Origin of the sequence: Novosphingobium resinovorum (assembly GCF_001742225.1) — a bacterium.
Classification (GTDB): domain Bacteria; phylum Pseudomonadota; class Alphaproteobacteria; order Sphingomonadales; family Sphingomonadaceae; genus Novosphingobium; species Novosphingobium resinovorum_A.
Window position 1 is genome coordinate 2,028,839 of the sequence record NZ_CP017075.1, and the last position, 23,488, is coordinate 2,052,326.

The window sequence follows — 23,488 nt, forward strand, 5'->3', positions numbered from 1 at the left end:
CAATCGTTCGCAGTGCCTAAACAACGCCGCGATGCAGCAAAAATCGGCCGATCCGGCGTTCTGTGACCTCGCGATACTCGGCGGCGGCCTTGCCGGCGGGCTGATCGCGCTTGCCTTCGCGGCGCGGCGACCGGACCTTCGTGTGGCGATATTCGAGCGTGATCAACGACTTGGCGGGGAACACGTCTGGTCCTTCTTCGCCAGCGACCTGCCCGAAGGCGGCGAGGCGCTGCTGGACCCCATCGTCGTTGCCCGTTGGGACGATTACGAGGTGCGTTTTCCCGGCACCAGGCGGCACCTAACGACACCCTACCGGAGCGCAACGGGCACAAAGCTCGACGCGGCGGTGCGCGCAGCGCTGCCCGCCGACGCCATCGTCACCGGCTTCGAAGTCGGGCACGCCGACGCCACCAGCGTCACCCTGTCCGATGGTCGCCGCTTCGCCACCGGGGCGGTGATCGACGCGCGGGGGAGCCGGGGCCTGCCGCACATGGCAGGCGGCTGGCAGAAGTTCGTCGGGCTGTCGCTGCGCCTCGCTTCGCCGCATGGGCTGGCGCGGCCGGTGGTGATGGATGCCACCGTCGCGCAGATCGACGGCTACCGCTTCGTCTACTGCCTGCCCTTCTCCGATACCGAGGTCTTCGTCGAGGATACGTACTATTCCGATACCTCCGACCTCGACCTCCCGGCCCTGCGCACCCGCATCGCCGACTATGCCCGCGCGCAAGGCTGGCAGGTCGAGAGTGTTGCCTACGAGGAAACCGGCGTCCTTCCCGTCATCGCCGAGGGGGATTTCGAGGCGTTCTGGCGCGCCGGAAGCCCCCTGCCGCGTGCCGGAACCCGCGCCGCCTTGTGCCATCCGCTGACATCCTACTCGATTCCCGATGCGACAAGATTCGCGCTTTACCTGACCAGCCTCGACAATCTCTCCGGGTCCGCCCTATTGAGGACCAGTCATGACAGGGCCGCACAGCACTGGCGCCAAGGGCGCTTCTATCGAATGTTGAGCAGGATGCTCTTCGGCGCCGCACACGGCCCGGATCGCTGGCGCATGCTGGCGCGCTTCTACACGCTGCCCGAAGGGCTGATCGAACGGTTCTACGCAGGCCGCTCGACCCCGCTCGACATGGCGCGGGTGCTGGCCGGAAAGCCGCCGGTGCCGGTGGGCGCGGCGCTCGCCAGCCTGACCGGACGCGGGCGTCCGCTGGCTGATCTGGGAGCCGTATCGTGAAGAAGGCCTGCGTCATCGGCGCCGGTTTCGGCGGCCTTGCCCTCGCGATCCGGCTCCAGAGCAGCGGCATCGCCACCACCCTGATCGAAGCGCGCGACAAGGTGGGCGGCCGCGCCTACTCCTGGCAGCGCGAGGGCTTCACTTTCGATGCCGGCCCCACCGTCGTCACCGACCCCGAATGCCTGCGCGAGTTGTGGAAGCTCTCCGGCCACGACATCGCCGACGACGTGACGCTGATGCCGGTCATGCCGTTCTATCGCCTCAACTGGACCGATGGCGTCACTTTCGACTACTCGAACGACGAAGGTTCCCTGCGCCGCGAGATCGCCCGCGTCGCCCCCGGCGACCTTGCCGGGTACGAGGAGTTCGAACGCTACGCCGCCGGGGTCTGGCAGGAAGGCTACGTCAAGCTGGGGCACGAGGCGTTCCTCGACTTCTCCAGCATGATCAAGGCCGCGCCCGCGATGATGCGCTATCAGGCGTGGCGCTCGGTCTACTCGATGGTCTCGCACTACGTGAAGGACGAGCATCTGCGGCAGGCGCTGTCCTTCCACACCCTGCTGGTCGGCGGCAACCCGATGAGCACCAGCGCGATCTACGCCCTGATCCACAAGCTGGAAAAGGACGGCGGCGTGTGGTGGACCAAGGGCGGCACCAACAAGCTGGCGCAGGGCATGGCGAACCTGTTCGAGCGGCTCGGCGGCACGCTGCGCATCGGCGACAAGGTCCGGCAGGTCCACACCATCGGCGACCAGGTCACCGAAGTGGAATGCGAGAGCGGCTGGCGCGAACGCTTCGACGCGGTCGCTTCCAACGGCGACCTCATGCATACGTACGCCAGCCTCCTCGGCGACACGGTGCGCGGCAAGGAGATGGCCAGGAGCCTGACCAAGAAGAGCTTCTCGCCCAGCCTTTTCGTCGTGCACTTCGGGCTGGAGGGCACCTGGCCCGGCATCCCGCACCATACGATCCTGTTCGGCCCCCGCTACAAGGGCCTGCTCGACGACATCTTCGAGCATGGCGTGCTGCCGCGCGATTTCTCGATCTATCTCCATCACCCGACCGTCACCGATCCCTCGATGGCGCCGCCGGGCAAGAGCACTTTCTACGCGCTCGTCCCCGTCGCCCACATGGGCAAGCTGCCGATCGACTGGGCGGAAGTCGGCCCGGTGCTGGAACAGCGCGTGATCCGCGAAGTCGGCCGCCGCCTGATCCCCGACATCGAGGACCGCATCGTCACCCGCTTCCACTACGCCCCGCCCGATTTCGAGGCGGACCTCGGCGCGTGGAAGGGCAATGCCTTCAGCCTCTCGCCGATCCTGACGCAGAGCGCCTTCTTCCGCGGCCACAACCGCGACGACAAGCTGAAGAACCTCTACCTCGTCGGCGCGGGCACGCATCCGGGCGCGGGGATTCCCGGCGTCGTCGGCAGCGCCAAGGCCACCGCCAAGCTTATGCTGGAAGACCTCAGGTGAGCCGGGAAGTCCACGCCCTCAATGCCGCATGGGGCTGGACCGGCGTGCACTTCGCCGAGGTCGTCGCGCACAGCCTGATGGGGCACATGCTCGTCACCGACGATGCGGGCGCGTTCCATTACGTCGATCCCGATCTCGGCGAAGTCACCCCGCTCGGCACCGAGGCGGAGGCCAAGGCGCACATGGCCCTGGACGAGACGAAGGCGATCTGGCGCGCGGACGCCCTTGTCGATGCGGCGGTAAAGCGGCTAGGGCCTCCCGCATCGGGCGAGGTCTACAGCCTCACCCCGCAGGCGCTCGTCGCCGGGGACTATGCCCACGAACATCTGGTGCGGATCGATTTCGTCCGCCTCATCCAAATCACGGGTGACCTCGCCCGGCAGACGCGCGATCTTCCGGAGGGCGCGCTGGTTAATATCAAGGTAGTTGACTGACATGAAGCGTCTCGCCGTCTACTGCGGCTCCGCCACTCCCGCCGATCCCCGCTACGTGCAGCTTGCCGCGGACGTCGGCACCGCGCTTGCCACGCAGGGCATCGGCGTCGTCTACGGCGGCGGTCGTCTGGGTCTCATGGGCGCCGTCGCGGGCGCCGCGCTGGCGGCGGGCGGCGAGTGCATCGGCGTCATCCCCGAAGCGCTCACCGGCAAGGACGGCAAGGGCGGCGAAGTCGCCAACTACGATTGCGAACTGACGATCGTGAAGACCATGCACGAGCGCAAGGCCAAGTTCACCGAGCTGTCCGACGGCTTCCTCGTCCTGCCCGGCGGCGTCGGCACCATGGACGAGCTGTGGGAGGCGGTCAGCTGGGCGCAGCTGGGCTATCACAACAAGCCGGTCGGCGTGCTCAATGCCTTCGGATTCTACGACGGACTGCTGGCGTTCAACCGCCACATGGCCGAAGTCGGCTTCGTGCGCCCGGCGCACCAGGGTATCCTGCTGGCCGATACCGAACTGGCCCCACTGCTCGACCGGATGCATGCGCACCAGCCGATCGTGCCGATCGTGAACATGGACCCGAACACGCTGTGAAAAGCGTGGCCTGCCTGTCTCCCCTCCCGCTTGCGGGAGGGGCCGGGGGTGGGCCTGTTTCCCGCAAGTCAGTGGCACCCAAGCCCACCCCCAGCCCCTCCCGCAAGCGGGAGGGGAGCAGGAATGCCGTTTAACCGTGCCGCCCTCGTGGCCGAAGCCCACGAGTCCATCCGGCGCGGCTCGAAGAGTTTCGCCGCCGCCAGCCGCCTGTTCGACCGCGAAACGCGCGAGCGGGTCTGGCTGCTCTACGCCTGGTGCCGCGCCTGCGACGACATCGCCGACGAGCAGGATCACGGCGGTATGTCCACCCCCGGCAAGCTCGACCCCGAATCGCGCCTCGCCACGATCCGCACCCTCACCGAACTGGCGATGGCCGGGGAGGCGACCGGCTCGCCCGCCTTCGACGCACTCGGCCAGCTCATGCGCGAGACGCCGATCACCCCCGCCATGGTCGAGGACGTGCTCGCCGGCTTCGCGCTCGACGCCGCCGAATGGCGCCCGCGCTCCGAAACCGACATGCTGCGCTACTGCTACCACGTAGCGGGCGCGGTGGGGGTGATGATGGCCGCCGTCATGGGCGTGCCCGCCGACGACGAGGACACGCTCGACCGCGCCTGCGACCTCGGCATCGCCTTCCAGCTCGCCAACATCGTGCGCGACGTGTGGGAGGACGACGCCAACGGCCGCTGCTACCTGCCGGTCGAATGGCTGGTGGAGGCCGACATCCCCCCCGGCGAGATCACCAAGCCGCACTATCGCCACGCCCTCGTCCCGCAAGTCGCGCGGGCCTGCGCGATGGCGCGCGAATACGAGGCCTCCGCCCGCGTCGGCGCGGCGAAGCTGGCGTTCCGGCAGCGCTGGGCCGTGCTCTCGGCGGCAGGCATCTACGGCGGCATCGCGCGGGAGGTGGAGCGGCTCGGCGCCCATGCATGGGATCACCGCGCTAGGGTGAGCATGCCGCAAAAGCTCCGCCTGATTGCCGGCGCTTTCTTCGAAGCGAAGCGTGAGCCCGTACCCGCGCCGATACCCCGGCCATCGCGCCGCGAACTGGCAGGCCTTTCGTCGTCCCGGACTTGATCCGGGACCGCTGGCGACCTTTAGGCCGGAACAGTGCTGCGCGCGCCGCGAGGTGGACCGTTCATGGCCAGCGGTCCCGGATCAAGTCCGGGACGACGTGAAACCCTCTAAGCAATAGACCGGAAACAAATCCGTAGGACCCGGCGTTACCCACGCACACAACTGTTGGGAGCTACGTCCATGCTATTCACCATCGCCGCCATCCTCATCGTGCTCTGGCTGCTCGGCTTCGTCGTGTTCCATGTTTCCAGCGCGCTGATCCACGTGCTGCTGGTGATCGCCATCGTCGTGGGTCTCGTGCAGCTGTTCCGCGGCCGCAGGGTATAAAAAAGCGCGTGCGCCCCGTCAGTGACCGACTGGCGGAGGCGCATTGCGGTAATACTCCGGCGGGTTGAGCCGGCGGAACAGCCGTCCGCCCTCCGAATAGAGCACCAGTACCAGCGCGATGAGCCCGCAGATCACCATGGCCGCCATGATCGGCCGCGCGGTGCCGTCGTAAGCCTGTCCGATCAGCGACCCCAGCGTCGCCCCCAGCACCATTCGCACGAACGCCATGACCGAGGCCGCCGCCCCCGCGATCCGCGCGAAAGGCTGCAGCGAGATCGCCTGGAAGTTCGAGCCGATGAAGCTGAGCATGCACATCGACAGCGTCATCAGCGGCAGGAAGGTCCACAGCCCTTCGCCCCGCATCGCCAGCGCGAGATGAAGCGCGCCCACCGCGATGTAGCACAGCAGGGCCGCGTGCGAGACGCGCCGCGCACCGAACCGCTCGACGATGCGGGCGTTGGCGAAGTTGGTGCAGGCCATCACCAGCGCCATGCAGCCGAAGATCACCGGGAACATCGTGCCCGCGCCGAAGTGCTCGCCCACCAGCTGCTGCGCGCTGTTGATGTAGCCGAACAGCGCCGCCTGCACGAAGGCCGCGCCCAGGAAATAGCCGAGTGACGCGCGCTCCTTCAGCGCCAGCCCCATGTTCCCCGCGATCACGCCGAAGCGCACGGGCTGGCGGAAATCGGGGTGCAGCGTTTCCGGCAGGCGAGTCCACGCCCAGGCGAAGACGCAGGCGGCAAGGCCGCCCATGATCCCGAAGATCCAGCGCCATCCCGCGAACAGCAGCACCGTCTGCCCCAGCATCGGCGCGATCATCGGCACCACCATGAAGGTCATCGCGATCAGCGACTGGCTGCGCGCCATGCGGTCGCCCTCGAACCGGTCGCGCAGGATGGTCATCGGCATGACGATCATCGCCGAGGTCACGAAGCCCATCATGCCGCGCGCGATCAGCAGCAACTCGAAGCTGGCCGAAACCGCGCAGACCATGGAGAGCAGCACGTAGGAAGTGATCGCCGTCAGCACCACCGGACGCCGCCCGAAACGGTCGGCCAGCGCCCCCGGAAACAGCGAACCGAGCCCCGAGCAGATCAGGAACACGCCGACGATCAGCTGGCGCCGGTTGGGGTCGGCCAGGTGCAGGTCGGTGCCAATCGCGCCGAGCGCCGGCAGCATGACGTCGATCGCCAGCGCCTGCAGGGCTTGGAAGGAGGCCATCATGACGACGAATTCGAGCTCCCCCATCGGGAACTTGTCGGAGCGTGGTGCGGGGGAGGTCATGCGCTGGCGCATGCCGCACTTGGCATTGGATGGCCAGTGAAATCCCGCTCCGGATGGCGCATTCGGCCCGAACAGCGCTATATGATATCACATGTTTTCGCAGGACGATCATCGCCCCGGATCGGGAGAGGACGAGGCCGACGGCCTGCGCAAGATCATTCACGTCGACATGGACGCCTTCTACGCCAGCGTCGAGCAGCGTGACGATCCCTCGATCCGGGGGCTTCCCGTAGCGGTCGGCGGCTCGTCCGGACGGGGCGTGGTGGCGGCGGCGAGCTACGAAGCGCGCAAGTTCGGCGTGCGTTCGGCAATGCCCTCCGCCCGCGCCGTTCGCCTTTGCCCGGACCTCGTGTTCCGCAAGCCGCGCTTCGAGGTCTACCGCGAGGTCAGCCAGCAGATCCGCGCGATCTTCCTCGACTATACCCCCCATGTCGAACCGCTCTCGCTCGACGAGGCCTATCTCGACGTCACCGCCGACCTCAAGGGCATCGGCTCGGCCACCCGCATCGCGCAGGAAATCCGCCGCCGGATCAAGGCCGACACACAGCTGACCGCCAGTGCCGGGGTGTCCTACAACAAGTTCCTCGCCAAGCTCGCCAGCGACCAGAACAAGCCCGATGGCCTCTGCGTCATCCGCCCCGGCGAGGGCGCGCAGTTCGTCGCCGGGCTACCGGTGCGCCGCTTCCACGGCGTCGGCCCGCGCGGGGCGGAGAAGATGGCGCGCCTCGGCATCGAGACCGGCGCCGACCTTGCGGGCAAGGACCTCGCCTTCCTGCGCGCCAACTTCGGCAGCTTCGCCGAGTACCTGTTCCGCGCCGCACGGGGCGTCGACTTGCGCCAGGTACGTGCCGATCGCCCGCGCAAGTCGGTAGGCGGCGAGCGCACCTTCTTCGAGAACATCGAGGACCCGGTGGCCCTGCGCGAAACCATGGACCACATCGTCGACGTGGTATGGGAGCGCATCGAACGTTCCGGCGCGCGCGGCCGGACGGTGACGATGAAGCTGCGCTACGCCGACTTCCAGACCCTCACCCGCGCCCGCTCTTTGCATCATTTCGTGGCGGACAAGGCGGAGTTCTCGGCGATCGGCCATGCCTTGCTGGAGGACCACTTGCCCCTGCCCCAGCCGATCCGCCTGATGGGCCTGACGCTTTCGGCGCTGGAGCAGCGCGAGGAAGACGCGAGGCCCGCGAAGGACGGGCAGTTATCGCTGTTGTAGGAATCCTCCCTGTTCCGAAGGAATGGGGAGGGGGACCGCTCGCGTAGCGAGGAGTGGAGGGGGAGAAACCCCTCCGTCAGCCCTGCGGGCTGCCACCTCCCCATCGCTGCGCGACAGGGAGGATAAGCGGCCCCAAAAAATGGAAGGGCGGCCCCTGAAGACCGCCCTTGACCGGGGACACAATCACTAAACCCGCGTCCGCCCCACAAGTTCCCGCCATAATTGACGGCCGGAGCGGGCTCTGGTTGGCGGAACGAGCCACACCCCGGCCGGGCGACCCGAAGGCCGCCAAGGGCGCTTCAGTCGTTCGGGATCACCCGGCGGATGGTCCCGTCGTAAGTCCCTGCAGCCCTGCCGCCGGTGGCATCGCTCGCCGCATCGAAGCGGGCGCGCCGCGTGACGTTGCGGCAGGTCGCCGCATCGAGGCCGGGAAAGCCGCTCGACTGCGTGACCGTGCAGGCCGACACGCGGCCATCGGCATCGATGGCGAGGCGGAAGCGCACCGTCCCGGTATTCCCTGCGCGAATGTCAGCGGTCGGGTAGTCGGCAGTGGTGACCCAGCCCGCGACATTTCCACGCGGCCGGGCGACCTTGGGCGTGAAACGGGCCGCCGGTTCGCTCGGCGCGGTGGAGGGCAGCACGAAGTCGCTGCTGAACTCGGTGGCGCCGCTTACCGGCATCGGATCGACGGTGACGCCGGTGATCGCGGCCTTGGGCGTGATGTCCAAGCGCGGCAGCGGCGCGCTGATCGGCGTGTCTCGCACCAGCTTCTGGTCCGGCTCTGCGGTCGGAGGTGGCGGCAGGTCCGGGGTGACGGGCTTGGTGGGGAAGAACTCGCTGGCAAGGTGCGGCGGCTTCTCCTTCTCGAAGAAGGTCACCGCGAAACCGTTGATCAGCGCCAGTGCCAGACCGCCCTGGATCAGGACGACGGCACCACCAGTCAGAGCCTTGCGTGTACTTCCGGAATTCCCGTCGACATAAGACATGGGCTTCTCCTCAACAGCGGCCCGTATCCTGCCGTTCACCGCAGGTACGGCACCGGTCAGCGAGAAGATAACACAGTCATAATTCTTGCAAATTACTTTTTACTAAACATGCCAAGTATTTAACAGGGCGCCCACATGATCAGCGTGGTTAGCATGCGCTGCATTGCAATAGCGCGCGAAATCAACGCGCGCCTGCGAGTGCCTTCTGGCGGCGACGCTGCACCGAACTGCCGAGCCCGATCGCCTCGCGGTATTTGGCGACGGTACGCCGGGCGAGTTCGAAGCCCTTGCCCTTCAGCAGATCCACCAGCGCGTCGTCGGACAGGATCGCCTTCGCATCCTCGGCATCGATGAGCTGGCGGATCGCCGCCTTGACCGCCTCGGCCGAGGCCCCGCCCTCGCCGTCCGCCGAGGCGACGCCCGAACTGAAGAAGTACTTCAGCTCGTAAGTCCCGCGCGGGCAGTTGAGGAACTTGTTCGAGGTCACGCGGCTGACGGTCGATTCGTGCATGCCGATCGCTTCCGCCACCGCGCGCAGGGTCAGCGGCCGGAGGTGCGAGACGCCATTGCGGAAGAAGCCGTCCTGCTGCTTCACAAGCTCGGCCGCGACCTTGAGGATGGTCTTCTGCCGCTGATCGAGCGCCTTGATCAGCCAGTTCGCATCCGCCAGCTTGTCCGACAGCCACGCGCGCGAAGCCTTGTCGTCGCACTCGCCCTTCAGCTCGATGTAGTAGCCGCGATTGACGATCAGGCGCGGTAAGGTCGCCTGGTTGAGCGCGATGTCCCAGCCGCTATCGGCACGGGGCGTCACCAGAATATCGGGCGTCACCGCGCCGCTCGGCTCGCCGCCGAAGCGCAGGCCGGGCTTGGGATCGTAGCTGCGCAGTTCCGCCAGCATGTCGGCGAAATCCTCGTCGTCCACCCCGCAGATGCGCTTGAGCCGGGGCAGTTCGCCCTTTGCCAGCAGATCGAGGTTCTCGATCATCTTCGCCATGAGCGGGTCGTAGCGGTCCGCCTCGCGCGCCTGCAGGGCGATGCATTCGGACAGGCTGCGCGCACCGACGCCGGTGGGGTCGAGCGCCTGGACCAGCGCCAGCCCTTCCTCCATCTCGCCGGGATCGACGCCGAGGTCGCCCGCAAGTTCGGACAGGCTCACCGGCAGGTAGCCCGCCTCGTCGAGCTGGCCGATGATGTAGCGCGCGACGCCCTCGGTGAAGGGATCGCGCGCGACCGCGCCGACTTGAGCTTCGAGGTGTTCGGCCAGCGTGCCGCCGAGGGCCGCGCGTTCGTCGATGCCGGGGCCTTCCTCGCCGCCCGATGCTCCGCTGAGCCGCAGGTCCGCGCCCCATGTCTCGTCGCGGACGGCGCCGTCGCCGGTGTCGCGGTCACGGTCGAAAGCGCCGGTATCGATGTCGAGCGGGCGATCGTCAGCAGCGCGGCCCTCGCCGATCAGGCGATCCACGCCGGACGTCTCCAGCGCCGTTACGCGCGCCTCGGCGGGTGCCTCCACCGTCTCGGCGGCAGGCGCCTGCGCGCCCACGTCAAGAAGCGGGTTGGCGTCGAGCGCCTCTCCGATGAAAGTCTCGATCTCGAGGTTGGACAGCGCCAGCAGCTTGATCGCCTGCTGAAGCTGCGGCGTCATGACCAGCGACTGGCTCTGCCTGAGATCGAGGCGCGGCCCCAGCGCCATCGATCAGAGGTCCGTGCTGTGATCCTTCGACAAGCTCAGGATGAGCGGGAAAAGGAAATCCACCCCCAACCCCGCTCGTGCTGAGCTTGTCGAAGCACCTGCACCACGATTGGCCCCGGCACGCCGAAGAATCACAACGTGAAGCCTTCGCCCAGATAGAGGCGCCGCACGTTCTCGTCCGCCACCAGCGCTTCCGGGCTGCCGGCGAAGAGCACCTGGCCGCCGTAGATGATGCAGGCGCGGTCGACGATGTCGAGGGTCTCGCGCACGTTGTGGTCGGTGATCAGCACGCCGATGCCGCGCGTCTTGAGATCGCGCACGAGGTCGCGGATGTCCGAGATCGAAAGCGGGTCGATGCCCGCGAACGGCTCGTCGAGCAGCATGATCGAGGGCTTGGCGGCCAGCGCGCGGGCAATTTCGCAGCGGCGGCGTTCACCGCCCGAGAGCGCCATCGCCGGGCTGGTGCGCAGGCGGGTCAGGCCGAATTCGTCGAGCAGGCGGTCAAGCTCGGCCTGCCGCACATCGCGGTCGGGCTCGTTCAGTTCGAGCACCGCGCTGATGTTCTGTTCCACCGTCATGCCCCGGAAGATCGAGGTTTCCTGCGGCAGATAGCCCAGACCCAGGATCGCACGGCGGTACATCGGCAGGCGGGTCACATCGACGCCGTCCATCAGGATACGCCCGGAGTCGGGCCGGACCAGCCCCATGATCGAGTAGAAGCACGTCGTCTTGCCCGCGCCGTTCGGCCCGAGCAGGCCCAGCACTTCGCCCTTCGCGACCGAAAGCGAAATGTCGGTGAGAACTGCGCGCTTGTCGTAGCTCTTGGCGATTGAGATGACCTCCAGCCCGCCACGCTCCGCCAGAAGTGCGGAGTCGGTGGCTGCGGGGCCGTGATCCTGCTGAAATTCTGCCGTCATCGCCGGGCACTTACCGCAGGCAGGCACGCCCCCGCAAGACGGCATTTCCGCTTAGGCGACGCGACTGGCAGGTTTCGTGCATGACTCGGGGGAAATCGGACTGCGGAGCCCTTCGCACTTGCGGAATCTGGAACTGAACTTGTCATGAACGCCTTTCGGTGATGTACTCAGCATCAAGAGGTCGAGGAGAATCGCCCTTATGGACAGGATGACGGACCATGCAGCGCACCAGCCGGTGCGAGGTTCCAGTTCCCACCCCGAGCAGTCGCACTCGGGATCATACGGCGGACCGGTGACGGATTCGCCAATTGCAGACTGGCGCCGCAAGATGAGCGACCACATCGCTTATGCGCTGCTGGTCTACACGGCGCTGCAGATCTTCGTTACCATCGGCGCGCTCAAGGCGCATGGCGGCTCGCTGCTGCCGTACTTCGCGCTGGTGATCCTCGTCGTCGCGATCATCCCGGCGTGCCGCCGCTTCGAAGCGCGCTGGAACGGGCTGACCGACGAACAGGCGCACGACCCGGCCCTCGCGCCTTACTACCGACGTGACCGGCTGGCGCTGTGGCTTCTGGCGATCGGCCTGCCTTTCGCCCTCACCGCACTGTTCAAGGGACTGGCCCTCCTCTTCGCCTGATCGCAACTCCCGTTTGCCCTTCGCCTGCACCGCGACTAGGGCAAGGCCGCAAGTTCGGCTTTTTATCGGGAGTTTCACAGGTCATGCTCAGTCCGGATCAGGCAAGGGACCGCGCGCTTGACCTCGTGGAGCGCGCGCGCCGCGCCGGGGCCGAGACCGCCGACGCGGTCTATGGCGCCAGTTCCTCCGAAGGCATCCAGGTCCGTCTCGGCAAGCTGGAGGACGTTGAACGCTCCGAAAGTGAGCACATCGCGCTGCGCGTCTTCGTGGGCAAGCGCTCGGCCAGCATCGGCTCGTCCGACCTCTCCCCCGCCGCGCTCGACGAACTGGCCGCCCGCGCCATCGACATGGCCCGCGCCGCGCCCGAGGACGCCTATGCCGGCCTCGCCCCCGATGAACTGCTGACGCGCGGCCCCTGGCCCGACCTCGATCTGATCGACGCGCACGAACCCAGCCCCGAGGCCCTGCGCGAAGCCGCACTGGAGGCCGAGGACGCCGCGCGCGCGGTATCCGGCATCACCAATTCCGACGGCGGCACCGCCAGCTTCGGGCACGGCGTCTTCGCGCTCGCCACCAGCCACGGCTTTTCTGGCGCCTACGGCTCGACCAGCCATTCGCTGAGCGCTTCGGTCGTCGGCGGCGACGGCTCGGACAAGCAGCGCGACAACGCCTGGCGCAGCACGCACCACCATGCAGACTTGCCCTCCCCCGCCGAAATCGGCCGCCTTGCCGGGGAGCGCACCGTCGCCAAGCTCGGCTCCGGCAAGCTCAAGAGCGGCGCCATGCCGGTGATCTTCGACCCGCGCGTGTCCAGTTCGCTGGTCGGCCACCTGCTCGGCGCGATCACCGGCAGCGCCATCACGCGCCGCTCCAGCTTCCTGCTGGAAAAGCTGGGCGAACAGATCTTCGCCCCCGGCATCCTGATCGCCGACGATCCGCACACCCCGCGCGGCCTGCGCTCGCGCCCGTTCGATGGCGAGGGCCTCGCCACCTCGGCACGCAATATTGTCGAGGACGGGCGCCTGACCGGCTGGCTGCTCGATTCGGCCTCGGCGCGGCAGTTGAACCTTGCGCCGACCGGCCACGCCGCGCGCAACGGCGGCGGCGCTCCGGGCGTATCGACCGGCAACGTCCACCTCGCGGCGGGGACGCTGTCGCCCAAAGAACTGATGGCGGACGTGAAGGACGGGGTCTACGTGACCGAACTGATCGGCCAGGGCGTCAACGGCGTCACCGGCGACTACAGCCGCGGCGCCGCGGGCTTCCGCATCGTCGATGGCGAGCTGGCCGGGCCGGTGGCGGAATTCACCGTGGCGGGCAACCTGCTGCGCATGTTCGCGCAGCTGACGGCGGCGAACGACCTCGAATGGCACCGCGCGATCAACGTGCCGACGCTGCGCGTGGACGGGATGACCATGGCGGGGGATTGATTCCCTCGCCGGTACGCATCAACGCCTCAAACAAACCCCGTCATCCCAGCGAAAGCTGGGATTACGGGCGCTTGGCTCAAGCGGCGGCGTATAACGCCTCCGCACCATCGATGTCTGGAAGGTCAAACTGGAGCGGGCGAAGGGATTCGAACCCTCGACCCCAACCTTGGCAAGGTTGTGCTCTACCACTGAGCTACGCCCGCTCTGGCGTTTGACGGACAGCGCGATGAAGACCGCTTCCGTCCGGGTGGAGGGGCCACTAGCAGCGGTTCGCGACCTCTGCAAGAGCCCCCCGTCACAAAAAATGCGTCACACATTTTACCGAGCCTTGCGCAGCCCCAACGCAAGGCTGATCGCGCCGAGCATGACGAGGATCGCGAAAGTGTCGGCGACGAGGTCCATCAGTTCCGCATCGCGGTGGAGCGCCGGGATCATCTGCACCACCTCGATTCCCGCGCCGAGCAGCACCAGCCCTGCCGCGATTGCCAGCTTGGGCACGCGCGGATAGCCGAGCACGCCCAGCACCGAGAGCGTCGCAAAGGCCATCATGTGCTGGAACTTGTCGCTGGGCTCACCGGGAAAGTGCGGCGGATGCGGCAGCACGGCCATCGTCACGGCAAAGACCAGCGCCAGCCAGAACAGGATTCGGAAGAGGTTCTGCATGACACCACTATCGTGGTGCGGCGCAGCAAATTCAAACTGAACTTGCCCGATCCCGGACGCGCAGAACACCGCGGGTCCCTTCAGGGAGGTATTTTTGCGATGTAGGGAAACTGGAGCGGGCGAAGGGATTCGAACCCTCGACCCCAACCTTGGCAAGGTTGTGCTCTACCACTGAGCTACGCCCGCTCTGGCGTTTCGAAAAGGCCTGCTGGAAAGCGGCCCGTCCGGTGTGGAGGCGGCCCACTAGCAGCGGTTCGAAAGGTCGGCAAGCATAAAAGACAAAGTTTTTGCGACAGCCTCGGAAACGGGCCGAATTGGCGCATTCTCCCTTCACAAACGCGCGCGAAAGGCCAATCTAGGGAATTGATTTTTCGTAATTGGAGCACGAATCTTGGCCAGCATGGGTCTCAACCTCGACGAGCAGAAGGCCGTGGACCGGTTCCGCAAGGCGGTCGCCGAACCTTCGATGACCCAGCTCGTGATCCTGGACTTCTGGGCCGAGTGGTGCGGCCCCTGCAAGGCGCTGACCCCGGTGCTGGAAAAGGTCGCCGCCGAATACGCCGACAAGGGCGTGATGCTCGCCAAGGTCAACGTCGATGAGGAGCAGTTCATCGCCGCGCAGTTCCGCGTGCAGTCGATCCCGACCGTCTACGCGATCTTCCAGGGCCAGCCGGTGGCGGACCTCACCAGCGCCCGCACCGAATCGCAGCTCAAGGGCATGCTCGATCAGTTGCTCGCCAAGCTGCCGGTACAGCCGGGCGGCGCCGAGCCCGCGCCTGACCTCGCCCCGCTGATCGCCATGGGCGAGGAAGCGCTGGCCGAGGGTGACGGCGAACGCGCCGCCAGCATCTTCATGCAGATCCTCGAGATGGCGCCCGACAACGGCGAAGTGCTCGGCGGCCTGGTCCGCGCCTTCGTCGCCGCCGGGCGGATCGAGGAAGGCGAGCAGGTTCTCGATTCGCTGGGCGAACCGCTCTCCACCGACCCGCATGTGGAGCGCGCGCGCGGCGTGCTGGCACTCGCCAAGGACAAGCCCGAGGACAGCGAACTGGCCGCCCTGCGCGCCGCCGCAGCCGAGCGCCCCGCCGACATGGAAGCGCAGTTCGCCTTCGCCGGTGCCGCCTTCGCCGCCGGTGAGCGCGACGGCGCCGCCGAAACGCTGCTGCGCATGATCGCCGCCGACCGCGAATGGAACGAGGGCGCGGCCAAGGCCAAGCTGCTGCAGATCTTCGAAGCGATCGGGCTGGAAGATCCCTGGGTTTCGGCCACGCGCCGCAAGCTCTCGACCGTCCTGTTCGGCTGACGCGGTTGGCGCGGATCACCATCTTCCCGCTGACCGGCGCGGTGCTCTATCCGGGGCTGCAACTGCCGCTCCACATCTTCGAGCCGCGCTACCGCGCGATGGTGAGCGACGCCCTCGCACGCGACCGGCTGATCGGCATGATCCAGCCGCAGAAGGGCTTCGAGGGCGCCCCGCTCTTCGCGGTGGGGTGCCTGGGCCGCATCGGCGATGTCGAGGCGCTGGAAGACGGCCGCTTCAACATCATTCTCGACGGCGAGAAACGCTTCCGCGTGTTGCGCGAACTCGACGTGACGACGCCGTTCCGTCAGGTCGAGGCGGAGCTGCTGGAAGAGCCCGAGGAAGTGCTCGCCCCGATCGAGCGCGCCAGCTTCGAGCGCGAGGCGAAGCGGTTCGCGCAGGCGCAGGGCTATGTGGTCGACTGGGAGCAGGTCGGGCGGCTCGACGACATGTCGCTGATCAACGGCGTCTCGCAGATCGCGCCGTTCGATCCGGCCGCCAAGCAGGCGCTGCTGGAAGCCTCGGGGCTCTCGGCGCGGTGCGAGTTGCTGGTGCAGCTGATGCAGTTCTTCGGCCGCGCGGGCGATGGTGACGAGGATGGGGCGACGTTGCAGTAGGGCGGCGAGGCCCACCCCCAACCCCTCCCGCAAGCGGGAGGGGAGAAGCGACCTGCAGCCCTCCCGTTTGCGGGAGGGCCGGAAGGCTTGGGAGCGAAGCGACCTAGCCGGACGGGGTGGGCAGAGCCATCACAGGCTCTTCCCCTCAAACCGTATCGAACACATACCCCAGCGAACGCACCGTACGCAGCGGGTTACCCGCACCCACGCCCTTTAGCGCCCGGCGCAGGCGGCCGATCCACACGTCCACCGTGCGTTCGTCCACCGGCGGCTCCTGCTTGCCGAGCGCCGAGATCAGCTGCGTGCGGCTGAATACCCGGCCGGGGTGCTCGATGAAGTAGCGCAGCAGGCGCAGTTCGTTGGGCATGAGCGAGATCGGCTTGCCCTGGAAACGCGCCTGGAACGCGGCGACGTCCACCATCAGCTCGCCCTGCGTGACGACGCGTATGCCCGCGCTGTCCTGCTCGCCGAGGTTGGCGCCGAGCACCCGGTCCAGCAGTGCATTGCGCGTCAGCGGGCCGACCATGTAGTCGTCCGCGCCCATGCGCAGCGCACGCTTGCGGTCTTCCTGGTTGTCCTCCTCCAGCACCATGGTCACATGGGCATGGGCGGTCAGGCTGTCCGCGCGCAGGCGGCGGCACAGTTCGAGGCCGGACATCTCGGGTAGCACCCAGTCGATGAAGACCCACAAGGCCCCCTCAATCAGCGGCAGCTCGGCAAAGTCGGTCCAGCGATGCAGCATGACATCGAACTGGTCATGCCGAAACGGCGCGAGCCCACCCGAAAGTTCGCTCGCCAGCAATATGTCGATCCGCCGCATCGCCCCGTTGTCCGCCTTTTCGAGATAGTCTGCCCCCAGGGTCAGGACCCTTTGTACGCGCGGCTTTTGCCTCCCGAGTATGACGACCCGGTGACATATCGGTGACACGGTCATGAATTCGCAAAACCGGCCCCGACGACGGAAACAATCGGGAAATATCGCTTATCAACACGCCGCTTGGCACTTGTCATCGAATTGACCCGCAACCGTCACGCCGCCGCAACCGCCTGCTGTCATAGGCCCCGAAATCGCAGGGAATTTGGGGACGAACGACCATGCGCGAGCAGATCGAAGACTTCATCGGACGTGGCAACAACAGCGGGATTCCCGCTTGGCTCGACCTTCCCGATCCCAAGGGCTTCCGGCCCAAGCGCAAGTACCGCACGATCTGGATCTCGGACATCCACCTCGGCACGCGCGGCTGCAACGCGAACATGCTGGTCGACTTCCTGCGGGCGCACGAGTGCGAGACGCTCTACCTCGTCGGCGACATTGTCGACGGCTGGCGGCTGCGCAAGGGCTGGTACTGGCCGGACGCCCACAACGAAGTCGTGCGCCGCATCCTCAAGATGGCGCACCGCGGCACCCGCGTGATCTTCATCGCCGGCAACCACGACGAGATGCTGCGCGACTATGCGGGCCTCAGCTTCGGCGGGGTCGAACTGGCGCTGGAATACGTCCACACCACCGTCGACGGCCGCCGCCTGCTGGTGACGCACGGCGATGCCTTCGACGGCGTCGTGCTCTACCACAAGTGGCTCGCGTTCCTGGGCGACCAGGCCTACTCGATGCTGCTGCGCGCCAACATCGTGTTCAACGCCGTGCGCCGCCGCTTTCACATGCCGTACTGGTCCCTCTCGGCCTACATGAAGAAGAAGGTCAAGAACGCCGTCCAGTTCATCGGCAGCTACGAGGAAGCCGTCGCCAACGAGGCCACCTCGCGCGGGTTCGACGGCGTCGTCTGCGGCCACATCCACTGCGCCGAGATCCGCGAATTCGGCGGCATCACGTATTACAACGACGGCGATTGGGTCGAAAGCTGCACCGCACTGGCGGAAGACTTCACCGGCCACATGTCGCTGATCGACTGGGTCAAGGAAACCGGCGGCCACACGATCGCCGAAACGGCCGCCGAGGAGCACGCCGCAGACAAGGAAGCCACCCCGGAGGCCGTATCGTGAAGCTGGCCCTGGCAACCGACGCCTGGTTGCCGCAGGTCAACGGCGTCGTCCGCTCGCTCACCTCGACCGTCGAACACCTCACTGCCCGCGGGCACGAGGTCGAGACGATCACGCCCGACCGCTTCCTGACGATGCCGATGCCGGGCTATGCCTCGATCCGGCTGGCGATGGCGCCGCGCTTCGGCGTACGCCGGATGCTCGACAAGGCGGCGCCGGACATCGTCCACATCGCCACCGAAGGCCCGATCGGCTGGGCCGCGCGCGGCTGGTGCCTGGCGCGCGGGGTGCCCTTCACTTCGGCCTTCCACACGCGTTTTCCTGAATACTGCGCGGTGCGCACCGGGCTCTCCGCCGAGTACTTCTGGCCGATCCTGCAGCGTTTCCATGCGCAGAGTCAGGCGGTCATGGTCTCCACCCGCAGCCTCGCCGCCGAACTGGAAGAACGCGGCATCGGCCCGACCCGCGCGTGGAGCCGGGGCATCGACCACGCCCTGTTCCGCCCCGACGGCCCGCGCCTTGCGGAGATGACCGCGCTGAAGGCGATGCGGCCCGGTCCTGTCCTGCTCAACGTTGGCCGCGTCGCGCCGGAGAAGAACCTCGAGGCCTTCCTCGACCTCGACGTGCCCGGCAGCAAAGTGGTGGTCGGAGACGGCCCTGCGCTCGACAACCTGCGCCGCCGCTATCCGCACGTGCTGTTCCTCGGCGCACTGTCGGGCGAGGCGCTGGCCTCTGCCTATCGCAGCGCCGACTGCTTCGTGTTTCCCAGCCTGACCGACACCTTCGGCCTCGTCGTCATCGAGGCGCTGGCTTGCGGCACTCCGGTGGCAGCGTACCCGGTGACCGGGCCGATCGACATCCTCGGGCCTGACGGACGGGGCGTGGACCACCGTGTCGGCTGGGCGGCGGGCGCGGTCGATACCTCGCTCGCCCGCGCGGTCGAGGGCGCACTGACGGTGGAGCGGACCGACGCCGCCGCGCTGGGCTCGCTCTATTCGTGGGAACGCGCCACCGACCAGTTCCTCGCCGCGATCGAGGGCGCGCTGGACAGCGCCGAACGCGGCCTTCGGTCAGCGGCCTAGCGTCCCCTCCCCGTGCCTTGTCATCTCCGAAGGCGGGAGGCCAGGGTCAGGTTTGAGATGCGCCGCCTGTCAGGTGCTTACGCGATGGGACCAAGGTACAGGCAGTCCAAGCCGGATCGCGCCCGGCCAGACCCCGATCACAGCGGCGGTTGGGGAGCGTGTCCGCTGGGTTCACGTACCGGGCGGCCGAGGAAATCCTCGACCGGCGGCGTGAAGCCCAGACGCCGGACGACGGCTTGCGGGATCAATGCCTCGAAGCGCATGCCGATGCAGCGACCGACCTGCCATACCACCTGTCCCTGGACGATGCCCTGCCCCTGCAGATCGAGCGTCGCCGACCGTTCGCGCATGTCGCGGTCGCAGGCCATCTCGAACATACAGCCGCCCATGGAAAGGTCGTAGAGGAACACCTGTTCCCTCGCCCCTTCGACGAGACAGGCGACGTCCTTCTCGACGATATGACGGCTCCAGTTACGCGCTTCCATCGCAATTGCCCCCGATGATCTGGCGAGGGCATTACTGCGTCACGGCTTAAGCAATCGATAATGGCCCCGCTTGGTGCGGCCCGGAGAACGACGCTAGCGCCGCTCGTTCCTAAGCACGAATTCGCGCGAGGCGCGGACCGGGACCTTGAGCCGGCATTCCACGCCGCCCGGCTCGAACCTGAGATCCACTTCCGACTTTAGTTCGTGCGCCACGATCTTCTCGATAAGATCGCGCCCGAAACCGCGCTTGGTCGGCTCGGCCACCGGAGGGCCGCCTTCCTCGCGCCAGTGAATCTCCGCGAGGTCGGGCGAGGCCATCGTCCATTGCACGTGAATGCGCCCCTCGATCGTGCTGAGCGCGCCATACTTGGCGGCATTGGTCGCCAGTTCGTGGATGGCCAGACCCAGCGACATGGCATCGTTGGGCGCCAGCTTGATCCCCGGCCCGGCCATGACGACGTGGCTCTCGTTACCTTCCATGTAGGGCGCCAGTTCCGAGCGTACGATGTCGCCCAGCGCCGCGTGGCCCCAGTCGGACTGCGAGAGCAGGTCGTGGGTGGCCGACAGGGCCCGGATGCGCGCAGTCAGGCTTTCGGTGAAATCGTCGATGCCTTTCGAGCGCCGCCGCGTCAGTGCTGCGATCGACAGCACGTTCGCCAGCGTGTTCTTGACGCGGTGGTTCAACTCGCGCGTCAGCGAATTACGGATCGAGGCCTGGCTGGTCAGCCACTCCAGAACGACGCGGTCTTCTGCGGCGCGCTTGGTGATCAGCCGCCCGATCGCCATCACCATCAGCGAGGCGAGCGCTCCGAAGAACAGCGTCAGGCGCGAGAGCGGCGAAAGCGCGTTGGCCTGACGGTCGCCGACCTCGACGATCCAGGCCTGCCCCGCCACGTCGATGCGTCGCTCTATGGTGGGGCCGGTCAGCCCGTCGGCGCCGCGCTGTTCCGCCAGCAATGTCTCCGGCGCGACGTGGTCGTCGTAGATGGCGATGTCGATGCTGTCGTTGCGGTAGAGTTCACTGGCCGAGCCGAGGAAAGTCTGCGCGCGAAACGGGCTATAGACGAAGCCCTTGACCCACCGCCGCCCGCCTCTCTCCAGCGTCACCGGCATATAGATGAGGAACGCCGCGTCGGTCTGCTGATCTCGCGCCGGGTGGCGGAAGCCGTCCTGCGCGAGGTGGACCACACCCGTCGCCGCCGGGCCACGCCGGGCCATGGCCCGCTCCATCGCCTGTCGGCGCACGGGCTCGGAGTACATGTCGAAGGCCAGCGCGCGCTTGTTGCCCGGCGATTGCGGCTCCAGGTAATAGACCGGAACGGCATAGTTCTGGCCGGGCTCGGGGCGCGGATCGACGCTGAAGTCCAGCCGTCCGCCGCCCTGCACCGCAAACTCGAAAGCGGCCAGCTTGTCCACCGGGATCAGCGGCGCCCAGCCCATGCCGAGCGAGCCGTAGAGCGTAACGTCGCCTTGCAGGTCGCGCGCGAATTCGGCGAACTGTTCGGGCGAAACGACGTCCTGGGTCGCGAACAGCGCGCTGCCTGCGCGCAGCAGCGCTATGTTCTCGGTGACGCGGCGCTGGAGGGCGGAGGAAATCTCGGTGAGCTGACGGTCGAGTTCGATCGCGCGCGTCTGCTTGTCCGCGCGCTCGATCGCCATGACGGAGACCGCCGTGGTCATGCTGGCGATGAGGAACAGCAGGAACGGCCAGCCGCGCGGATACCTGTGGAACCACGCCTGCTTCTGAACCCTGTCGAGCAGAGCCTGGTCAATCACCCGGCAACGTCCTGCACCATAAACTCCGTCGCGTTGCGATCACTTATGAACGCAAGCATCATGCTATGCCAACACTTTACGCTGAGGGGAACCATGCTCGGCATCGATTGTTCCATCTGCAAACGACGTCCGCTCGGCTTGCAGACCGGACGATGCCCGAGACAGCGCCCCGCCTTCCGCCAGCCTTGCACGCGAAGACATTGGGCCGCGCGCCGGGCTTGACCGCTCCCCGGTCTCGCCGCAAGTGTGCTTTCGGTGAAAGGGAGTTCGTGTTGAATCAGCCCAATGGACGTGGTGACTCCGGCCCTGTGCCCGGCTTGCCGCCCGAAGTCCGTCGAGACGGAGAACCCGGCTGGGCCGGGGGGTTGAGGAAGCTCTACAACTCCGTGGTGGAAGAGCCGCTGCCGGACAGCTTCAAGGATCTCCTTAAGAAGCTGGACGACGACGGCGATGCCTGACCGGATAGCGCCCAGCGCCGCGGACGAAGGCTTCCGCAAGGAACTGCTCTCCGTCCTCCCCCATCTCCGCGCATTTGCCCGAGGCCTGTCGGGACGGCCGGACTTTGCCGACGATCTCGTACAGGAAGCCGCGATCAAGGCGTGGACCGCGCGCGAGCGCTATCAGGCCGGCACCAACATGCGCGCCTGGACTTTCGCGATCCTGCGCAACCACTATCTGTCCGAGCTGCGCCGCTCCCGCCGCCAGACCGACCTCGACGAAGGCGTGGTCGAGAAGATGCTGGTGATGGAAGCGGATCAGGAAGGCCCGCTTCACCTCGACGACATGGAAGCCGCGCTGCAGAAGCTGGCCCCCGAAAGGCGCGAGGCGGTGCTGCTCGTCGGCGCCTCGGGCTTCAGCTACGAGGAAGCGGCCGAGATCGCAGGTTGCCCGATCGGCACGATGAAGAGCCGTGTCGCCCGTGCCCGCGCCGATCTTGCCCGGATGCTCGACGGCGATCAGCCGCAGCAGGTCGAGGTCAAGGCGCGCAAGACGGGCTGACCGGCTGCCGCAACGGCGGCAGTGCGACCAGACATACCAACGCCGCCAGATGAAACGCGAGCGCCGCTGCCGTCAGCGGCACGGTGCCGCGCTCGATCCATGGCGAGACGATGCTCGTGCCCAGCGCTGCGGCGGTCAGGATGCACAGGATCACCAGGGCGCTGGCGCGGGCATCGTCGCCGCGGCTCGCCAGGATCGCGCGGAAGAACCCCGCCGGACCGCGCAGGCCGAGGCCGGTGTTGACGGGGATGAACAGCGCCGTGATCACCAGCGCCGAAGTCCCGCCCGAGAGCGCGTAGGCGAACTGCCCTGCCGCTCCGAGTGCGGAGAGACCGGTGCCGAAGGCGATGACGCGCTCGGCGCCCAGCCTGTCGCCCCAATGCGCGGCGGTGTTGGCGGCGATGATGAAGGTGACGACGCCGCTCATCTGCATCGTGATGAAGTCCGCCAGTGTCCCGCCGTGCACGCGCACGAAGACGGTGGGCATCCCGAACACGAAGACCAGCAATCCGCCCAGCACGCTCGCCTGGCTGAGCGCATAGCGCAGGAACGTCGGGTCGCGCAGCAACACCATGAAGCTGCCCTGCCCGCGCCGTCCCACTTGCGGCAAGCCGCCGGTGAGCATGACCAACACCGCGGCCGCGAAGGCTCCGGCGGCCATGACTTCGAAATTCAGCGACCAGCCGCCGAGCGCCAGCAGCCCTGCGCCCGCCACGGGGGCAAGGGCCGGCCCCAGCGCCTCGATGCTGCCCAGCAGGCCGATCGCCCGGACCGCGCGGGTCTCGTCGAACATGGCCTTGACGATGCCCGGCGCAAAGACGGCGGGACCTGCCGCGACCATGCCCTGCAGCGCGCGCAGCCCGATGAGCGCCTCGATATTCGGGGCCATCGCACAGGCCAGAGAGACGGCGGCGGTCGCCAGCAGCGAGCCCACGATCAGCCGCGATGTCGCGACCCGGTCTCCCAGCGCGCCGTAGCCGAGCAGGCCGATACAGGTGCCTCCGACGTAAGCTGCCAGCACCAGTTGTGCCTGCGACGGATCGCCGCCCAGCGCCTCGGGCAGCAGCGGCACGGCGGGCAGGACGAGATCGACGCCCATCATGCCGATGATGGTGCCGCACAGGACCAGTGCCAGCGTCAACCACGCGCGATTCATCGAAGCCGTCCCCCTTGTCGGAAGACGGGTTTGTTGCAGGTGCGGCGGACTAAGGAAAGGCCCACCCCCAACCCCTCCCTCCTTCGGCAGGCTCAGGATGAGCGGGAGGG

24 protein-coding genes and 2 tRNA genes are annotated in these 23,488 nt (G+C 67.2%); 15 read left to right on the forward strand and 11 right to left on the reverse strand.

The genetic code is table 11. The features are described 5' to 3' along the window. The first annotated feature begins 31 nt into the window (after nucleotides 1-31). The 6 genes from crtY (at nucleotide 32) to BES08_RS32785 (ending at nucleotide 5,139) form a co-directional block, all read left to right on the forward strand. On the forward strand, nucleotides 32-1,231 hold the full coding sequence (crtY, locus tag BES08_RS09465) for a lycopene beta-cyclase CrtY (protein ID WP_069708181.1): 1,200 nt from the start codon (nucleotides 32-34) through the stop codon (nucleotides 1,229-1,231). Then, complete coding sequence (locus BES08_RS09470) at nucleotides 1,228-2,706, forward strand: phytoene desaturase (protein ID WP_069708182.1); 1,479 nt, start codon at nucleotides 1,228-1,230, stop codon at nucleotides 2,704-2,706. Before crtY ends, BES08_RS09470 begins: the two co-directional genes overlap by 4 nt. Continuing rightward, nucleotides 2,703-3,140: a hypothetical protein gene (locus tag BES08_RS09475; RefSeq protein ID WP_069708183.1), complete on the forward strand. Its 438-nt coding sequence runs from the start codon at nucleotides 2,703-2,705 to the stop codon at nucleotides 3,138-3,140. The genes BES08_RS09470 and BES08_RS09475 overlap by 4 nt, the downstream gene beginning before the upstream one ends. A gap of 1 nt (nucleotide 3,141) precedes the next feature. Beyond that, a complete protein-coding gene (locus tag BES08_RS09480) occupies nucleotides 3,142-3,735 on the forward strand; it encodes an LOG family protein (protein ID WP_008829805.1) in 594 nt (197 codons plus the stop codon). A 123-nt stretch (nucleotides 3,736-3,858) separates the two neighbouring features. Further along, nucleotides 3,859-4,812, forward strand: a complete 954-nt coding sequence (locus tag BES08_RS09485; protein WP_069708184.1) for a phytoene/squalene synthase family protein — start codon at nucleotides 3,859-3,861, stop codon at nucleotides 4,810-4,812. 180 nt (nucleotides 4,813-4,992) lie between these two features. Further along, the gene (locus tag BES08_RS32785) at nucleotides 4,993-5,139 is read left to right on the forward strand and encodes a lmo0937 family membrane protein (RefSeq protein ID WP_008829807.1); all 147 of its coding nucleotides are present in this window, start codon (nucleotides 4,993-4,995) and stop codon (nucleotides 5,137-5,139) included. A gap of 18 nt (nucleotides 5,140-5,157) precedes the next feature. On the opposite strand, the gene BES08_RS09490 is transcribed toward BES08_RS32785, so the two are convergent. Continuing rightward, complete coding sequence (locus BES08_RS09490; protein WP_231957939.1) at nucleotides 5,158-6,423, reverse strand: multidrug effflux MFS transporter; 1,266 nt, start codon at nucleotides 6,421-6,423, stop codon at nucleotides 5,158-5,160. A gap of 91 nt (nucleotides 6,424-6,514) precedes the next feature. Between BES08_RS09490 and dinB the strand changes: the two genes are divergently transcribed. Further along, nucleotides 6,515-7,642: a DNA polymerase IV gene (gene dinB, locus BES08_RS09495; RefSeq protein ID WP_069708186.1), complete on the forward strand. Its 1,128-nt coding sequence runs from the start codon at nucleotides 6,515-6,517 to the stop codon at nucleotides 7,640-7,642. A 299-nt stretch (nucleotides 7,643-7,941) separates the two neighbouring features. Here the strand turns inward: dinB and BES08_RS09500 are convergent, their stop codons facing one another. From BES08_RS09500 to lptB, 3 genes are all read right to left on the reverse strand, one after another. Then, nucleotides 7,942-8,628, reverse strand: coding sequence for an energy transducer TonB (locus tag BES08_RS09500; RefSeq protein ID WP_069708187.1), 687 nt, complete (start codon nucleotides 8,626-8,628; stop codon nucleotides 7,942-7,944). Nucleotides 8,629-8,809: 181 nt separating this feature from the next. After that, complete coding sequence (rpoN, locus tag BES08_RS09505) at nucleotides 8,810-10,318, reverse strand: RNA polymerase factor sigma-54 (RefSeq protein WP_069708188.1); 1,509 nt, start codon at nucleotides 10,316-10,318, stop codon at nucleotides 8,810-8,812. 131 nt (nucleotides 10,319-10,449) lie between these two features. After that, entirely contained in the window at nucleotides 10,450-11,235 is a 786-nt protein-coding gene (gene lptB / locus BES08_RS09510) for an LPS export ABC transporter ATP-binding protein (protein WP_036527225.1), read from the reverse strand. A gap of 199 nt (nucleotides 11,236-11,434) precedes the next feature. Between lptB and BES08_RS09515 the strand changes: the two genes are divergently transcribed. After that, nucleotides 11,435-11,872: a hypothetical protein gene (locus tag BES08_RS09515; RefSeq protein ID WP_069708189.1), complete on the forward strand. Its 438-nt coding sequence runs from the start codon at nucleotides 11,435-11,437 to the stop codon at nucleotides 11,870-11,872. 83 nt (nucleotides 11,873-11,955) lie between these two features. Beyond that, complete coding sequence (locus tag BES08_RS09520; protein WP_069708190.1) at nucleotides 11,956-13,302, forward strand: TldD/PmbA family protein; 1,347 nt, start codon at nucleotides 11,956-11,958, stop codon at nucleotides 13,300-13,302. Nucleotides 13,303-13,430: 128 nt separating this feature from the next. Here the strand turns inward: BES08_RS09520 and BES08_RS09525 are convergent. From BES08_RS09525 to BES08_RS09535, 3 genes are all read right to left on the reverse strand, one after another. After that, nucleotides 13,431-13,505: transfer RNA gene (locus tag BES08_RS09525), tRNA-Gly, on the reverse strand. A 115-nt stretch (nucleotides 13,506-13,620) separates the two neighbouring features. Next, complete coding sequence (locus BES08_RS09530) at nucleotides 13,621-13,965, reverse strand: VanZ family protein (RefSeq protein ID WP_008833224.1); 345 nt, start codon at nucleotides 13,963-13,965, stop codon at nucleotides 13,621-13,623. Between the two features lie 111 nt (nucleotides 13,966-14,076). Then, nucleotides 14,077-14,151: transfer RNA gene (locus tag BES08_RS09535), tRNA-Gly, on the reverse strand. Between the two features lie 214 nt (nucleotides 14,152-14,365). On the opposite strand from BES08_RS09535, the gene BES08_RS09540 reads away from it, so the two are divergent. Continuing rightward, nucleotides 14,366-15,268 carry a tetratricopeptide repeat protein gene (locus tag BES08_RS09540; RefSeq protein ID WP_069708191.1) on the forward strand — a complete coding sequence of 301 codons (903 nt, stop codon included), beginning with the start codon at nucleotides 14,366-14,368 and terminating at the stop codon, nucleotides 15,266-15,268. Nucleotides 15,269-15,273: 5 nt separating this feature from the next. Continuing rightward, nucleotides 15,274-15,882, forward strand: coding sequence for an LON peptidase substrate-binding domain-containing protein (locus BES08_RS09545; RefSeq protein WP_008830163.1), 609 nt, complete (start codon nucleotides 15,274-15,276; stop codon nucleotides 15,880-15,882). A gap of 145 nt (nucleotides 15,883-16,027) precedes the next feature. Here the strand turns inward: BES08_RS09545 and BES08_RS09550 are convergent, their stop codons facing one another. After that, nucleotides 16,028-16,702, reverse strand: coding sequence for a response regulator transcription factor (locus BES08_RS09550; protein ID WP_008830164.1), 675 nt, complete (start codon nucleotides 16,700-16,702; stop codon nucleotides 16,028-16,030). Nucleotides 16,703-16,977: 275 nt separating this feature from the next. Here BES08_RS09550 and BES08_RS09555 point away from each other — a divergent pair, with 275 nt between their 5' ends. Together BES08_RS09555 and BES08_RS09560 are read left to right on the forward strand one after the other, a co-directional pair. Beyond that, a complete protein-coding gene (locus BES08_RS09555; RefSeq protein ID WP_008830165.1) occupies nucleotides 16,978-17,883 on the forward strand; it encodes a UDP-2,3-diacylglucosamine diphosphatase in 906 nt (301 codons plus the stop codon). Further along, nucleotides 17,880-18,962, forward strand: coding sequence for a glycosyltransferase family 4 protein (locus BES08_RS09560; RefSeq protein WP_036527215.1), 1,083 nt, complete (start codon nucleotides 17,880-17,882; stop codon nucleotides 18,960-18,962). The genes BES08_RS09555 and BES08_RS09560 overlap by 4 nt, the downstream gene beginning before the upstream one ends. A gap of 137 nt (nucleotides 18,963-19,099) precedes the next feature. On the opposite strand, the gene BES08_RS09565 is transcribed toward BES08_RS09560, so the two are convergent. Further along, complete coding sequence (locus BES08_RS09565) at nucleotides 19,100-19,447, reverse strand: PilZ domain-containing protein (RefSeq protein WP_008830167.1); 348 nt, start codon at nucleotides 19,445-19,447, stop codon at nucleotides 19,100-19,102. 93 nt (nucleotides 19,448-19,540) lie between these two features. After that, nucleotides 19,541-21,223: a CHASE domain-containing protein gene (locus BES08_RS09570; RefSeq protein ID WP_069708192.1), complete on the reverse strand. Its 1,683-nt coding sequence runs from the start codon at nucleotides 21,221-21,223 to the stop codon at nucleotides 19,541-19,543. 272 nt (nucleotides 21,224-21,495) lie between these two features. Between BES08_RS09570 and BES08_RS32790 the strand changes: the two genes are divergently transcribed. Together BES08_RS32790 and BES08_RS09575 are read left to right on the forward strand one after the other, a co-directional pair. After that, nucleotides 21,496-21,681: a NepR family anti-sigma factor gene (locus tag BES08_RS32790; protein ID WP_155986315.1), complete on the forward strand. Its 186-nt coding sequence runs from the start codon at nucleotides 21,496-21,498 to the stop codon at nucleotides 21,679-21,681. Continuing rightward, nucleotides 21,674-22,222, forward strand: coding sequence for a sigma-70 family RNA polymerase sigma factor (locus BES08_RS09575; protein ID WP_008830169.1), 549 nt, complete (start codon nucleotides 21,674-21,676; stop codon nucleotides 22,220-22,222). Before BES08_RS32790 ends, BES08_RS09575 begins: the two co-directional genes overlap by 8 nt. Here the strand turns inward: BES08_RS09575 and BES08_RS09580 are convergent. Further along, nucleotides 22,200-23,378 carry an MFS transporter gene (locus BES08_RS09580; protein ID WP_069708193.1) on the reverse strand — a complete coding sequence of 393 codons (1,179 nt, stop codon included), beginning with the start codon at nucleotides 23,376-23,378 and terminating at the stop codon, nucleotides 22,200-22,202. The two genes, BES08_RS09575 and BES08_RS09580, sit on opposite strands and share 23 nt — an antisense overlap. Nucleotides 23,379-23,488 lie beyond the last annotated feature (110 nt).